The following is a 14,824-nucleotide window of genomic DNA, read 5'->3' as shown; positions in this document are numbered from 1 at the left end:
ATTGTCCGCGCACTGGCCTCGCGGGGAGGGTGTCGGCACATGCGGAGCGCGTCGGGCGGCCCCCGAGTCTTGCTGAGACGGCTCCGTGAAGTCATGGCGGAGCAGGTCAGCGCTCAGGAGCGTCTCGACAAGATCGTGGTGCTGATCGCCGCCAATATGGTGGCCGAAGTCTGCTCCACTTACGTGCTGCGCGTCGATAACACCCTCGAACTCTACGCCACCGAAGGCCTCAACCGCGAAGCCGTGCATCGCACCGTGCTGAACGCGCATGAAGGCCTGGTCGGCCTGGTGTCGTCGGAAGCAACCCCGCTCAATCTCAACGACGCGCAGAGCCATCCAGCCTTCGCCTTCCGCCCGGAAACCGGCGAAGAAATCTATCACTCGTTCCTCGGTGTGCCGATCCTGCGCGCCGGCAACACGCTCGGCGTGCTGGTGGTGCAGAACCGCGCCAAGCGCACTTATGTCGAGGAAGAAGTCGAGGCACTGCAGACCACGGCGATGGTGCTGGCGGAGATGATCGCCTCGGGCGAACTCTCGGCATTGGCACAGCCCGGCGCAGAGCCTGCCGCACGGCATTCGATCCACAAGACCGGCGCCATTCTCTCCGACGGCATCGCACTGGGCCATGTCGTGCTGCACGAACCGCGCGTCGTCATCACCAATTACATCGCCGAAGACCTGCCGAAGGAAATCAAGCGGCTCGATACGGCGCTGACGAAATTGCGCGCCGATCTCGACCGTATGCTGGAGCGCGGCGACGTGGCTGAGAGCGGCGAGCATCGAGATGTGCTCGAAGCCTATCGCATGTTCGCCAATGACCACGGCTGGTCGCACAAGTTGCATGAAGCCGTTGCCACTGGTCTCACCGCGGAAGCAGCCGTCGAGCGCGTGCAGTCAGACACCCGTGCGCGCATGCTGCGCTCGACCGATCCCTATCTGCGCGACCGCCTGCATGATCTCGAGGATCTCGGCCATCGCCTGATGCGCCAGCTCGTCGGGCAGGATCACGCGCCCTCGCGCGAGCAGATGCCGGACAATGCGATCCTCATCGCCCGCGCTATGGGTCCTGCGGCACTGCTCGATTACGACCGCAAGAAATTGCGCGGCCTGGTGCTGGAAGAAGGCACCGCGAATTCGCACGTCTCCATCGTGGCGCGCGCGCTCGGCATTCCAGCCCTTGGCGAAGTCGCCAACGCGCCGGGCATTGCTGATCCCGGCGATGCGATCATCGTCGATGGCACATCCGGCTCGATCTATATCCGCCCGTCGCAGGAAATCGAATCCGCCTATGCCGAGCGCGTGCGCTTTCGCGCCCGACGACAGGCACAGTATTCGGCACTGCGCGACAAGCCCTGCGTGACCAAGGACGGCGTCAAGGTTGACCTGCACATCAATGCCGGCCTGATCATCGATCTCCCGCATATCGACGATACCGGTTCGGCAGGTATCGGCCTGTTCCGCACCGAATTGCAGTTCATGGTGGGCGAAAGCCTGCCGCGCTCCAGCGATCAGCTGCAGCTCTACCGCGCGGTGCTCGATGCCGCCGGCTCGAAGCCGGTGACCTTCCGCACGCTCGATATCGGCGGCGACAAGGCGCTGCCTTACATGGAGACCGTGGTCGAGGAAAACCCCGCGCTCGGCTGGCGCGCGATCCGTCTCGGTCTCGATCGTCCGGGCCTGTTGCGCGGACAAATTCGCGCGCTGCTGCGCGCCGGTGGTGGCCGCGCGCTGCGCATCATGTTCCCGATGATTTCGGAAGTCGCCGAATTCGATCAGGCCAAGGCGATCATCGAGCGCGAGCTGACCTATCTGCGCCAGCACGGTCATGCGCTGCCGGAACGCATCGATGTCGGCACCATGATCGAGGTGCCCGCGCTGGTCTATCAGCTGGATGAGCTGCTCAAGAAGGTCGATTTCGTCTCGGTCGGCTCGAACGATCTGTTCCAGTTCCTGTTCGCCGTCGATCGCGGCAACTCGAAGGTCTCGGATCGCTTCGACACGCTGTCGGCGCCGATCCTGCGCGTGCTGCGCGAGATCGTGCAGAAGGGCGACGCCGCCAAGCGCCATGTCTCGTTGTGCGGCGAGATGGCCTCGCAGCCGATCGGCGCGCTCGCACTGGTGGGGCTTGGCTATCGCACGCTGTCGCTGTCGGCGACGGCGCATGGTCCGGTCAAGGCGCTGATCCTCGATCTGGATGCGAAGAAGATTCAAACCGAGATAACCAAGTGGCTCGACGCGCCGTCGGGCAGCATTTCGATCCGGCAGAAGCTGACCGAATTTGCCGACGCAGAAGGCCTGTCGTTGTAGCGAGGCTCAGCCCGACGACGTCACCTTTCCCTTCTGCGCTATCCGAGAATCCAGCATGTCTAATCTTCCCGAAACCAAACTCGACGTTCTTCTCGCCCATCATGCCTCGCTCGAAGCAGCCGTGCTCGGCCAGCTCGCGGCCGAAGACTATGTGAAGACGACGCGTGAGCTGGCCGAGCTCAATCCGCTGATCGATGCCGTCAAGACCTATCGCGCCGCCGTCAGCGAGCTGAAAGACATCAACGCGATGATCGGTGATGCCTCCACCGATGCCGAGATGCGCGAGATGGCGGAGATGGAACGCCCGGCACTGGAAGAGCGCATCGAGACCCTCGCCCAGGAAATCCGCGTGGCGCTGCTGCCCAAGGATGCCATGGACGACCGCAACGTCATGCTGGAAATCCGTGCCGGCACCGGCGGCGACGAAGCCTCGCTGTTCGCCGGCGACCTGTTCCGCATGTATGAGCGCTTTGCGTCGCTGCAGGGCTGGAAGGTCGAGGTCGTGTCTGCCTCGGAAGGCACGGCGGGCGGCTACAAGGAAATCATTGCCGAAGTGAAGGGCCGCGGCGCCTTCGCCAAGCTGAAATTCGAATCCGGCGTCCATCGCGTACAGCGCGTCCCCGATACGGAAACGCAAGGCCGCATTCACACCTCAGCTGCGACTGTCGCAGTTCTGCCCGAGGTCGAGGAAGTCGATATCGACATCAAGCAGGATGATCTGCGTATCGACACCATGCGCGCGCAGGGCGCTGGCGGTCAGCATGTCAACAAGACCGAATCGGCGATCCGCATCACGCATATCCCCACCGGCATCGTTGTCATGATGCAGGACAGCCGCTCGCAGCATAAGAACCGCGCCTCGGCCATGAATATCCTGCGCTCGCGCATCTATGATGCCGAGCAGCAGCGCCTCGACGCCGCGCGCTCGGCCGAGCGCAAGGAAAAGGTCGGCTCGGGCGACCGCTCCGAGCGTATCCGCACCTATAATTTCCCGCAGGGCCGCGTCACCGATCACCGCATCAACCTGACGCTCTACAAGCTGCCGCAGGTCATCGCCGGTGAAGCACTGCATGAATTGACCGATGCGCTGACCACCGAGCACCAAGCCGCGCAGCTCGCGGCCCAGGGCGACGCGTGAGCGCCGGCGACATCGACTTCACTGGCCAAAGCGTCGAAGCCGCTCGACGCTCGCTCACAAACCTGCTCCGCGCCAGCAATATCGACTCGCCTGAACTCGATGCCCGGCTGCTGGCCGGCGCCGCGCTGGGTCTCGATCTCACCGGCCTGATCTCCGCCGCAAAACGCACGCTCTCCCCGCAAGAAGCTGCGCAACTCGCGCAATTTGCTGCCCGTCGCCTCTATGGCGAGCCGGTCGCGCGCATCACCGGAAGCAAGGAGTTCTGGGGACTACAATTCACCCTCTCGGCCGACACATTGGTGCCGCGCCCCGACACGGAAACCATCGTCGAAGCCGCGCTCGACTGTCTGGACACGAGCGGGCTTCGATCACGCGCCGTGCGGATCGCCGATCTCGGCACCGGCTCTGGCGCGATCATGCTGGCGCTTCTTTCCGAATTCCCCAACGCGACTGGCATTGCGACCGATATCAATCTCGCTGCATTGCGAGCTGCGCGCGGCAATGCAGAACGCAACGGCTTGGCTCAGCGCGCGCATTTCGTAGCCTGCGACTATGCGTCGGCCCTGTTGGGCGGCTTCGACCTCATCGTTTCGAACCCGCCCTATATTCCGTCGTCTGATATCGCGGCGCTCGACATCGAAGTCCGAGACCATGATCCCCTGCGTGCGCTCGATGGCGGAAGCGATGGCTACGACGCCTATCGCATCATTGCTCCCGAAGCTGCGCGGCTGCTCGCGCCCGGCGGCTTCCTGGTGGTCGAGGTCGGGTATGATCAAAGCGATACGGTCGCCGACCTGATCGCGGCTGCCGGGCTGGTATCTGTCGGACCCGCCAAAACCGACCTGGGAGGCGTCAAACGGGCGGTTATGGGGCGAAAAAAGCCGCGATAAAGCCTTCTTAAATCGAAAAAAACCGCTTGGAATATCCGTTGGGAGCGACTACCTTCCCAGCAGCATCGGAACAGGGTTGGTTCGCCCCAGAGGTATGTGGGTGGCCAGTAATCTCGGAAGAGAGCCCGGCCGGATACAGGTTCCACAGGCAGGTTAGATTGAGCGCGAAGGCTGAAAGTGCTGCGCAGCTCACGACCGCAGAGCGAACGAAAGCCTGATTGTTGAGCTTCGAATTTCACGGACAAGCGCCGCGCCGGGACACGCCCCCGGGTTTGGCAGGAGTCTGACTTGGCCGGATTGACGGGATCAATCGGCGATTGGGGAACGCGTCTTTGCTGAACGCGACTTTGGGCAAAATCGATGCAGCGATGATCTGCACGAGTAACCGGACGCGTGCCTCGCATAGGCCTGTCCGAATCCTGCGGAATGCTGCCGCAGCACAAAAATCCAGCGTCATGAATTTCAGCGCCAGGAACTTCAGCGCCAAGAGTTTTAGGGCGTAGCCACTCAGTAGACAGCACTCAGTTAGTAGCTCTGTGACAAATCTCAGTAACGAAAGCGACACATGAGAAACGGTCAGAATAACAACAACAAGCGGATGCGTAATAACAACAACCGCAGCAATAATAACAATCACAACAACAATAATAACAATCGGCGCGGCCAGAACCCGATGACCCGGGTCTACGAATCCAACGGCCCCGATATCAAGATCCGCGGCACCGCCTCTCACATCGCCGAGAAATATCTTCAGCTCGCCCGCGATTCGCGCTCGTCGAGCGATCCGGTCGCCGCCGAGAACTACTATCAGCACGCCGAGCACTATTTCCGCCTGATCGCCGCGGCGCAGGAGCAATTCCGCCAGAACCAGCCGCAGCAGCAGCCGCGCGCCGATAATGGCGGCAATAGCGATGCGCAGATGGAAGACGGCGAGGACGAGAGCGAGAACTTCTCGAACTTCGGCGCCGAGCCCGGCTTCGTGCCGCAGCAGCGCGAGCAACATCAGCCGCGCGAAAACTTCCAGCCGCGCCACGAGCGCAACGAGCAGCCGCGTGGTGAACAGCCCTATCCGCGCGAGGCCCGTCAGCCGCAGCCGCAATATCAGCCACAGCCGCAGCCTGTGGTGCAGCCAGCCGACAATATCGGCCTGCCCTCCTTCATCACCGGCGGCGCTCCGCAGCCTGTGGCTGGCGCGCCGGTCGAGGCGAATGGCGCAACCGGCGAACCGCGCTTCCCGCCGCGTCGTCGTCGCCGCCCGCATGGTCCGCGTGCCGAGGCCGGTGCAGCACCTGCCGCTGTCGGCGAAGACTTCAATCCGGGCAATTCATAAGATCGCCCGCTGCAATAGCGTCGCTTTACGCAGCGACGTTATCTGAGATCATTGCTGGCCGTGGCCGATCCAAAGGCCGCGGCCAATTCTTTTGCGCCGGGCAGATTGCTGTTCGCATCCATGCGGCTGTTGGTGATCGCCAGCAGCTTGGCCACCGTGTTATGGCGGATCGCCACCGGATTGCGCTCATAGCCGCCGCGCTGGAAGAAGTTCGCGGTCGGCACCTGCTCGCGCATCGCCTGCGGCATGGTCACCATGTCGAAACCATTGCCATCGCCGGTGAGATTCATCATTTCGAGTTCGGCTGCGCTGAGCTGACGATCCACACCGCGGGCACGCGCGAAATTCACCGATGTCAGCAGCTTGTGCACCTGCAATTGCGGGCCGACATCCATGTCCAGCACCAGCGCATGCATGGCCCAGCCCTGCGGCGTGGTGCCGAGCTTCTCGAAGGCACTCCAGCTCTGCGGGCTGTTCTTGACGGCCGCGTGCATACGCTTGAGCACTGCGATCTTGTGATCCATCGCCTTGCGTTGCGGGCCCTGGAGCATTGCGGCGCGGTCGTTCAGAACCTTCAGGAGCTGTGGCCCCTTCTCGGCAATGATCGTGATCGTATTCGCCGTCAGGAGCTGGTTATAGCCGATCGCCGTCGAGATCGCCCGCGAGCCGGGCTTCGACGGATTGAGGCCCGACTGCATGTCGTGTCCGCCATTGCCGCCGGTCTCGAACGAATAGACCCGCACCGCGATGTCGCGCGTGAGGCCTGCCTGCAGGGCCGCGCGGGCGTAGGCGCGCTTGAATTCCATCTCGCTGCCCGGACGCTGCGGCGCGAACTGGAATTCTGACCGCGCGGCGCCAAGAAAGTCCGCAACGACCGGCAGATCCTTACGCACGCGCGGACCGCCATCGTCTTCGGGCTCTGGATTCACCGGACGCTTCGGGCCTTCATAGAGCGGCGCCTGCTCCAGCACATAATCGTTGAGGCTGACGGCCTGGCCTTCGCGGCGCTTGGCGAAACGGATCTTCCGCTTCTCGGCAATCGCAGCCCAATAGGCACCAGCGTCCTGATCGAAAGCGGCACGCGCTTCCTGATATTCGGCCAGCTTTCGGCGATATTCCGCGACCGCCTGCGGCGATGCGCCCTGCGCCATCGCATTGGCGACCGACGGCGGGAGCGCCGCAGGATCGAATGCGATCGCCGGCGCTCCGAGCAGCACGGCAAATGGCAAGGCAATGGCGACGGAGCGAATCGAATGGGGCATGAGACCTGTCGCGTTCGCGCGCAATGCACGCTGGAAAAATGGTCGAGGCGCAGCGCAACGCACGCAGGGCCTCGGTGTTCCGGTCGAACGACGTTGGAGCAGTTTGGTGAATTTTGTCTTGCCAGCCAAGCCCACTTTCGCGGCCTGTTGTCTCACTTCCACGCGAAAACCGGCTGTTCCAGTTCCGCAACGCGGGTGACGCGGCCGGCCAGCAGTTCACTGAACTGATAGACCAATGCTGCGGTCGGTGCGTGGATCATATGGCCAAAATGGCTGTAACGGATCACACGGCGCTCGCTCTCGGGAATGCTGATGAAATCGAACGCCTGCGGTCGCAGTAGCTCCGTGAGCGCGATCCGGTGCACCGAGGCGACCTCGTCCGGATTGGGCACCAGTTGCCGACTATCCTCGGCCCACATCACCACGGGTGTGATCAGGTAACCGGATCGGGTCGGATAATCGTCGAGCATGCCGATCACGTCGTAAGCGCCGAGCCGCAGGCCGATTTCCTCGTCGAGTTCGCGCAGGGCCGTCTCGACCGGCGTTTCTCCGGGATCGCAGCGTCCGCCCGGCAACGCCCATTGATTGCTGTGAGCGCGAAGGCTGGAGGCGCGCAGGGTCAGCAGAAGCCCGGTGGCCGCGGCGTCCTCCGCCTGGGCAAGCACCAGCGCCACGGCCGCACGCTTGAGCGGCTGTGCGGACGTCACTGTGTCTTCGAGGCGGGTGAATGAAGCGACGCGGGCCTCGATTATCGTCCGCGTGGCGGGAGTGAAGGGAGCCATCATCCGCGACTCTAGCATGGCCGCGGATGATGCAAAGATGGCCGTGGAGCGGTTTGCTATGCCAGTTCTGCAGCCGCCCGCTGCATATTGTCGGACATGTCCGACGTTACCGTGCTCTGTTCCTCCACCGCGGCGGCGGTCGAGGTGACGAATTCGTTGACGTGTTCGATCGCCTGCTTGATCGTCACCAGCGCGCTGACGACATCGCCGGAAATGCCATTGAGCGATTCAATTTCGCTGGAAATCTTGTCGGTGGCCTGCTTGGCCTGATTGGCAAGATTCTTCACCTCCGACGCCACCACCGCAAAGCCACGGCCAGCTTCGCCGGCACGTGCCGACTCGATGGTCGCATTGAGCGCCAGCAGATTGATCTGGCCCGTAATGTCGCCGATCAATCCGACAATGCCGCCCATGGCATGCGCCGCCGACGTCAGTCGTTGCGCCTGGATGTCGGCCGTCTCGACCTGGTGCACTGCTGCTTCCGCCGTCTGCCGCGACTTCACCATGGTCTCGGAGATTTCACGGATCGAGGCATTCATCTCCTCGCTGCCGGCAGCAACCGATTCGATCAGCGACCGCGCCCGCTCGGCCTTCATCCGCGCCATCGCCTGCGCGGTGATATCGGTGGCATATTTCACCACCTTGAACGGCTTGGCGTTGAGATCGAAGATCGGATTATAAGAGGCCTGGATCCAGACCTCGCGCCCGCCCTTGCCGAGCCGCTTGTATTCCGCCGCCTGATAGATGCCGCGATTGAGGCTGGCCCAGAATTCGCCATAGGTCGCCGATGCACGCTCCATGGGATCGACGAACATGCTGTGATGGCGATCGCGGATTTCGTCGATCGAATAGCCGAGCGTATCCAGGAAATTCTGGTTGGCCGTGATGATCGTGCCATCCATGCGGAATTCGATGACGGCCTGCGACTTGCGGATCGCTTCCATCTGCCCGTCGCTATCCGCCGCCTTCAGCTTCTGCTGGGTGACGTCGGTCGCGAATTTCACCACCTTGAATGGCTTGCCCAATTCGTTGAGGATCGGATTATACGTGGCCAGGATCCAGATTTCCTTGCCACCCTTGCCGACGCGCTTGTATTCCGAGGCCTGATATTCGCCGCGCGCAAGCCGCGCCCAGAAATCGCGATAGGCATTGCCGTCACGCTCCTGTGGCTCGACGAACATGCTGTGATGCCGGCCCTGAACCTCCGACAGCGCATAGCCGACGGTGGCCAGGAAATTCTCGTTGGCCGTGATGATTGTGCCATCCAGATTGAACTCGATCACCGCCTGGGCACGATCAATCGCCACGATCTTGCCCTGGGCATCCAGGCTCGCGATCTTGCTCGCCGTGATGTCAGTCGCGAACTTGATCACCTTGTACGGCTTGCCATTGCCGTCGAGGATCGGATTATAGCTGGCTTCGATCCAGATCTCCCGGCCGCCTTTGGCAACGCGCTTATACTGAGCAGCCTGAAACTGGCCCTTATTAAGGTTACCCCAGAACTCGCGATAAGCGGCACTCTCGCGTGTCGACTGATCGACGAACAGGCTGTGATGCTTGCCCTTGATCTCGTCGAGCGAGTAGCCCAGCGCGGATAGGAAGTTCTCGTTGGCGGTGATGATCGTTCCATCGAGATTGAACTCGATCACCGCCTGCGAGCGGCTGATGGCAGCCGCCTGTGCCAACGCATTCTGCAATTCCAATTTGCTGCGTCGAGTGAACATTGGTTGCTCCGTGGCTAAAAAAGCCATTGCCTGAAAAAGACATCGATCCGACGGCGCGCCCCATCGCGCGTCGCTATCTCAAAATCACATAAAGTCGGGTGGTAGCGGCTGGCCTAATCGGCCAGCTGCTTGTCGTTGCCGATGCGGCTCCAATAGGCGGCAACCTTTTCGGCCAGCTGGCCCTGACGCTCGCCCTGCTTCGGCACGACGCTCGGCGACGAGCCTTCCGGCATGCCGGCAACCATGCTGCGGGCTGCGAGCTGCTGATAATATTCCAGCACGGCAATACGCAGGTTCGACGACAGGTTCGGCGTGTCGCGGCGGCGTTCGATCTTCTCGATATAGTGTTCGATCGTCGTGTTCTCCATCTTCACAATCGCCTGCAGGCTGGCCCAGAAGCTGTCTTCCAGGCTGACGCTGGTGCGCTTTTTCGACACCACCACGGAGCGCTTGCGGTTGACGTTCGGGCGGTTCATCGAGGTCTCGTAAGGCATGGGTAATTCCCTTCTTTCAGAAATGAGAGGTCAGATTTCGTTTACGCATACACATCAGTTCACCAGCACCGCACCATCACAGCGGATGCCGGTCACCCAGACATCGGCTTGTCCGATGCCGACACCGAGGCTGGAAAGCACGCCCACCAGCAATTGATCGAGTGATCCCGTGGCGGCGCTCAGGATGCCGCCGACCAGCGCACCGAGACCGGGGATCGGAATGCCAAGACCAATGACGGTCACGGTCAGATTGAGATCGCCGAGCAGGCTGCCGATCAGCGACTGGGTGAAGTTCGTGTTCGTCACCGTCTTCTTGGTCTGCGCAGTGATGTCGGCGTAACTGAAATCGACACTGACCGGCGTGGTATTGCCAATCCCGACATGCGCCTTTCCGGCGACGGTGATCAGGCCGAGATCGACCAGTGTGGCCGGGCCAGGATTTGGCTTGGTGGTGACATTCTTCACGTCGGCGGCAGAGACGTTGGCAATCCAGGCGTCGATCACACCCGGCGTCACGCCCAGTGTCACGGTGGATGTATTGATGTTCGGATAGCCGCAGCTCAATTTGTCGAGTGTCGCCGTCCCTGAACCGACTTCCACATAGACCGGGAGATTGACGACCGAGGCAGCGCCCGTGCCGATCAGCTTGACCTGCAACAGCACGCGGGTCTGCGCCGTATGGACGCTAACACCCTTGTTACCGACAGCGACCCAGCTCGATCCTTGCGGCCGCTCGCCGATCTGCACGATCAGCTGCACGCTGGCGATGCCCGGCAGGTTGATATTGACGCCGGTATTCACCTGATTGGTGCCATTGGCGATGCCAGCGGTGGCCTGCAGCAGATCAAACAGTGAAAGGCTAACGCCCGTCTTCGGCTTGGTGCCGACCTTGAGATCGGCATAGGGCCCCGCATCGATCAGCGATAGCGGCGTGAGCTTGGCGGTGGAGGATGTGGCAGCTTGCGAGATCGTCGAGAGCGCGGTCGTCGCCGTGCTGCCGCCATTCGTGGCCTGTTGCGTGCTGAGCGCGGCGGCCAGAATGTCGCCGACTTTGACATTGGCATTGAGGACATTGTCGTAAGTGGCGGCCGTGAGGCCGATACGTGTCGACAGCGCGGACAGGAAATCGAATGCGTCGATGCGCGCATTCAGCAACGCCTGATAATCCATCACCGATAGCGACAGCGTGGTGCCGAGCAGCGAGCCGAGCACACTGTTGAGCAGGCCGCCGTTGAGTGATGCCAGACGCGAGCCGATGGCAAAGGACCCGATCTGCGTGTTGGCTGCGATCGCCTGGGTCTTGATCGTGAAGGCGTTGCTGCCGGTGAAGAACTTGCTGAAGTAAAGCGGCGTCGAGGTCTGCACCGTGACGCGCGCGGCATTGGCCGTGCCGACGGCGGGCGTAACGAAGCGGCTTTGGACAGGAATTGAGGAGTCGGCCGTGTAAGTACCGAGCTCGACGCTGGTCAGCGCCGTTGCCGGATAGTTATTGTTGGTCACCGCCGATCTGGCGGCATTGGTCGCATTGGTCAGGTTGCTCGCGGCGACGATCGCGGCGATGTCAGCTGCGCTCTGCGTCTTGCGGCGATCGGCTGCAATGGTGCCGACATCGACGCCGAGCGCCGCGCAGCAAATGGCCAGCGTCATGCCGCCAACGGACATGAAGGCGATATTGCCACGCTGATCGGCGGCAAAGCGGCGAAGCAGATTCATCAACGATGCCATCGTCAGAATCCTCCATACGGAATGGAGGCCGAACGGGTCACCAGCGTGGCCGGCTTCGGCACGAAGGGCAGCGTGTAGATGAACATCCCCGCCGCGTCGTAATTCACGGTGACGACGAACACACTGGCATTCGACGGCGACGTTGCCGCCGCAGTCGTCAACTTCGTCGGGTTGATCAGTGGATAGGTCGCGGCATTGTTGGTGACATAGGTCGAGGCCAGCGAGCTGCGCTCGGCCTCGGTCATGCCCGCCACCGATGAACGTGCCGCTTCGGCAGCGAGCTGCTGCACGCCGTGAATAACGGCGAGATACGAGCCGAAGACAACGATGCCGAAAACGATCGTCAGGAAGACAGGAAGCAGCATCGCGAATTCGACGGCGCTGGAGCCGCGCCGGCACGATGCAAATGTCTTTCGGTAGCTGGTTGCGAATCTCGACATGCTGCGAGCTTCGCAATGGCGGGTGAAGACTACCTATACAACTTCTATTACCACAAGGGGCTGGCGATCATCTCAGATGCAGGGATAGCGTACGATGTCTGCATTGAAAGTGATGGCCTCATCACTTTCACGGTCCCGCAAAGCAAGTTCCCTCAGATGTTCATGAAGCGCGATCGCAACACGTCGAGCAGCTGATTGCTCTTCATTCCGCTATCGTTACGCGCGCAGAGCAGCATCTGCGGCACCGCTGGTGTCGGAAGATAATACTCATTGGCGATCATCAGCGATGACGGAACCAGCCGCTTCGGCAACACTGTGAGGCCTATTCCCGCTTTCGCCGCTTCGATGCGGGCGTGAAAATCCGGGCTGGAGAATGCGATACGATAGATCATGCCTTTGCGCTCGAGCGCCTGCACCATCAGATCATGCATAATCTGACCCGGCCAGGTCAGCAGTGGGATCGGCGCACCCGGGCTGAGCGTAAAATCCTTCGCACGGACCCAGACCACTTCGTCTTCGCGTTGATCCACGATTTCCAGAGTCGGATCCGGTGGCGTATCGCTCTGGCTGAGATAGATACCGATATCGACGAAGCCGTCGATCAGGCCTTTGACGATTTCGGCTGAACTGTCGGCATAGATGGAAACATTCGTCATCTCCGCCTTGCTCAGCACTTCCATCATGCGGCGGGAATAGATGTTGCTCAGGCCGAGCCGGATCGGCGTATCATCGGGCGCGCCGCCGCGCAGCATCAGCAACTGATCGTTTGCTTCAAGGATCTTCTTCGCCTGGATCAGCACGAGCTTGCCGAGTTCGGTCGCTGCCGAGCCATTGGCGGATTTCTGGAAGATGCTGCCGCCCACCGCGTGTTCGATACGCTTGATCTGCGAACTGATGGCGGGTTGGCTAAGACCGAGGATTTTGGCCGCCTTGGTGATACTGCCGGTTTCGGAAATGCCGACCACCGATCGCATGATCTCGGTGGGAATGCTGGAACTCTGATATCTGCGATGCATTGGCATGGTCCTTCGCGATCGGCGGCAGCCGTGACGTCATCGACGAAGCGAACCGTTCGAGCCGTTCAACCAATCTTCGATCGATACGAACGGTCCGGCGACATCGCTGCGGTCGCTGCAGTTGTGCGTGGCGGGCCCTGCACACTTTCAAAGTGTATCGATCTGCATCAACTGCCAAGCATTTTCGTTCATTTTCTATTCGCGATACCCAATTTGGACTGAGCAACGAGTCAAGGCAGGTTTCATTTTACCGAGGCGAGAAGCCGCCAGGCAGGCGCTTCTGCGCTCCGACATGGCTCATCGCTTCGAGCAACTTGATTCGGAATGCCTGGCTCGTGGGAGACGCCGACAGCGTCTTCAGGTGGAGATCTTGCGCATCGTCCCGATGAGCACATAAGCCAGTCCCGTGCCGCTCAAGGCACCCGCCAGCTTGATCAGCGCATCCGGAACCTGACCGTGACGGTCCGGCGTCAGATGCTGCAGCACTTCGAGGCCCACAGCGGCGCCGCCAACCATCAGGGTCACCAGCCATAGATGGCGGGGATAGGCGATACCAAACAGCAGGCCGACCAAGGCAAATGCCCAGAACCGTTCGCCACTGACATTGCCGACATGGGGCCGCAAACCAATCGGCGACAGCGTTGCAAAAGCAACCGCCAGAAGTGCCGACCAGGCCAGAATGATGATGATTTTCCGAAACATTGCGAGGTCATATCGCAAACCGGCGCCACAGCGGCGTTTCTTGCGATGCAGGGTTAATTGGCTGGAACAAATTGGCGATCCCGGGAAGACTCGAACTTCCGGCCTACGGTTTAGGAAACCGTCGCTCTATCCGGCTGAGCTACGGGACCGCTCGCGTGGCTGAACACCACTGGCCAGTTCCATATCAGAGCCCGCTCCGGCTCGCTACCTCTCGCGATGCGTTCGCCTCACATTCCTTTGAAAGAGGGTGGCAGCGTTCCCGGAACAGGCCCGGTCATCGGTCGTTGGCTTAAGGCAAGACGACAAAGATGGAGAATCCACATGAAGACAATTAAATTTCTCACTGCAGCGGTTGTCGCAACCGGCCTGATGGCAACTCCCGTGCTCGCCAAGGATCAGGCCAAGCATCGCGCAAAGGCGCAGGCGGACTACAACGCGCAGATGAGCGACAGCACCTATCGCGATAACGGTTACCGGACCGGCATGCGGACATCGGATAGCGGCTTCTGGCCAGGTGACGTCGCAGCCGGCGCCGTGGGCGGTGCTGTCGGCATTGCTGGCGCAGCCGTCAGCACGGCAGGTGCTATCGCAACGGCACCGTTCCGCGGCTGGGACAACAGTTATGCCTATTATGACGGCCCGACCGATCGCTACGATTCACGCGACTCATATGCGCGCCGTAACAATTTCGTCTGTCAGCCCGGCACCTGGGTGCGAGGCGAGAACGGACAGCGTCATATTTGTCAGTAAGGCCTGACGACAATGACAACAGAAGGGGCGGCCAAATGGCCGCTTTTCTATGTGAGTAGCCCGGCGCTCGACGCCCGGCCACGCGAGACCACACACCAAATCGCTTGATATTGTCTCGGACTACACAATCGATATCTCACGACAACCGATCTTCGCACTTCACCAACGATTTCGAGAATCCGTTTAGTGAGCGCGAGTTCCCCTCGTCTGCTTTGTGTCTAAAAGAGGGGAGAAATGCGTTTCGTGCGGTTGAAAAATGGCGAC

General features: G+C 61.2%; 13 protein-coding genes and 1 tRNA gene. 5 read left to right on the top strand and 9 right to left on the bottom strand.

The genetic code is table 11. The annotated features are described in order from the left end of the window. Window positions 1-39 precede the first annotated feature (39 nt). The 4 genes from ptsP to AC1RQ5_RS05580 all read left to right on the top strand — a co-directional run bounded on the left by ptsP (window position 40) and on the right by AC1RQ5_RS05580 (window position 5,665). Window positions 40-2,307: a phosphoenolpyruvate--protein phosphotransferase gene (gene ptsP, locus AC1RQ5_RS05595; protein WP_493197524.1), complete on the top strand. Its 2,268-nt coding sequence runs from the start codon at window positions 40-42 to the stop codon at window positions 2,305-2,307. A 55-nt stretch (window positions 2,308-2,362) separates the two neighbouring features. Next, on the top strand, window positions 2,363-3,445 hold the full coding sequence (gene prfA / locus AC1RQ5_RS05590; protein ID WP_493197522.1) for a peptide chain release factor 1: 1,083 nt from the start codon (window positions 2,363-2,365) through the stop codon (window positions 3,443-3,445). Beyond that, window positions 3,442-4,335 (top strand): peptide chain release factor N(5)-glutamine methyltransferase, encoded by an 894-nt coding sequence (prmC, locus tag AC1RQ5_RS05585; RefSeq protein ID WP_493197520.1) that lies wholly within the window; start codon window positions 3,442-3,444, stop codon window positions 4,333-4,335. Before prfA ends, prmC begins: the two co-directional genes overlap by 4 nt. 565 nt (window positions 4,336-4,900) lie before the next feature. Then, complete coding sequence (locus AC1RQ5_RS05580; protein WP_398475192.1) at window positions 4,901-5,665, top strand: DUF4167 domain-containing protein; 765 nt, start codon at window positions 4,901-4,903, stop codon at window positions 5,663-5,665. A 38-nt stretch (window positions 5,666-5,703) separates the two neighbouring features. On the opposite strand, the gene AC1RQ5_RS05575 is transcribed toward AC1RQ5_RS05580, so the two are convergent. From AC1RQ5_RS05575 to AC1RQ5_RS05535, 9 genes are all read right to left on the bottom strand, one after another. Next, on the bottom strand, window positions 5,704-6,927 hold the full coding sequence (locus tag AC1RQ5_RS05575) for a hypothetical protein (RefSeq protein WP_493197518.1): 1,224 nt from the start codon (window positions 6,925-6,927) through the stop codon (window positions 5,704-5,706). A 152-nt stretch (window positions 6,928-7,079) separates the two neighbouring features. Then, on the bottom strand, window positions 7,080-7,712 hold the full coding sequence (locus tag AC1RQ5_RS05570) for an NUDIX hydrolase (protein ID WP_493197516.1): 633 nt from the start codon (window positions 7,710-7,712) through the stop codon (window positions 7,080-7,082). A gap of 53 nt (window positions 7,713-7,765) precedes the next feature. Next, entirely contained in the window at window positions 7,766-9,433 is a 1,668-nt protein-coding gene (locus AC1RQ5_RS05565) for a methyl-accepting chemotaxis protein (protein WP_493197514.1), read from the bottom strand. A gap of 113 nt (window positions 9,434-9,546) precedes the next feature. Then, entirely contained in the window at window positions 9,547-9,927 is a 381-nt protein-coding gene (locus AC1RQ5_RS05560) for a ribbon-helix-helix domain-containing protein (protein WP_398475201.1), read from the bottom strand. 54 nt (window positions 9,928-9,981) lie between these two features. Further along, window positions 9,982-11,652 carry a TadG family pilus assembly protein gene (locus tag AC1RQ5_RS05555; protein WP_493197513.1) on the bottom strand — a complete coding sequence of 557 codons (1,671 nt, stop codon included), beginning with the start codon at window positions 11,650-11,652 and terminating at the stop codon, window positions 9,982-9,984. Between the two features lie 2 nt (window positions 11,653-11,654). Further along, a complete protein-coding gene (locus tag AC1RQ5_RS05550; RefSeq protein ID WP_493197512.1) occupies window positions 11,655-12,092 on the bottom strand; it encodes a TadE/TadG family type IV pilus assembly protein in 438 nt (145 codons plus the stop codon). A 152-nt stretch (window positions 12,093-12,244) separates the two neighbouring features. Beyond that, window positions 12,245-13,108, bottom strand: a complete 864-nt coding sequence (locus tag AC1RQ5_RS05545) for a LysR family transcriptional regulator (protein WP_398481792.1) — start codon at window positions 13,106-13,108, stop codon at window positions 12,245-12,247. A 357-nt stretch (window positions 13,109-13,465) separates the two neighbouring features. Continuing rightward, the gene (locus AC1RQ5_RS05540; protein WP_493197510.1) at window positions 13,466-13,828 is read right to left on the bottom strand and encodes a VanZ family protein; all 363 of its coding nucleotides are present in this window, start codon (window positions 13,826-13,828) and stop codon (window positions 13,466-13,468) included. A gap of 54 nt (window positions 13,829-13,882) precedes the next feature. Further along, window positions 13,883-13,959: transfer RNA gene (locus AC1RQ5_RS05535), tRNA-Arg, on the bottom strand. A 172-nt stretch (window positions 13,960-14,131) separates the two neighbouring features. Between AC1RQ5_RS05535 and AC1RQ5_RS05530 the strand changes: the two genes are divergently transcribed. Further along, window positions 14,132-14,560, top strand: coding sequence for a hypothetical protein (locus tag AC1RQ5_RS05530; RefSeq protein WP_493197508.1), 429 nt, complete (start codon window positions 14,132-14,134; stop codon window positions 14,558-14,560). Window positions 14,561-14,824 lie beyond the last annotated feature (264 nt).

This window comes from Tardiphaga sp. GW821-FHT12E02, assembly GCF_058807155.1.
The sequence above is the reverse complement of the archived record's forward strand: the minus strand, read 5'-3'. Positions and strand labels throughout refer to the sequence as shown.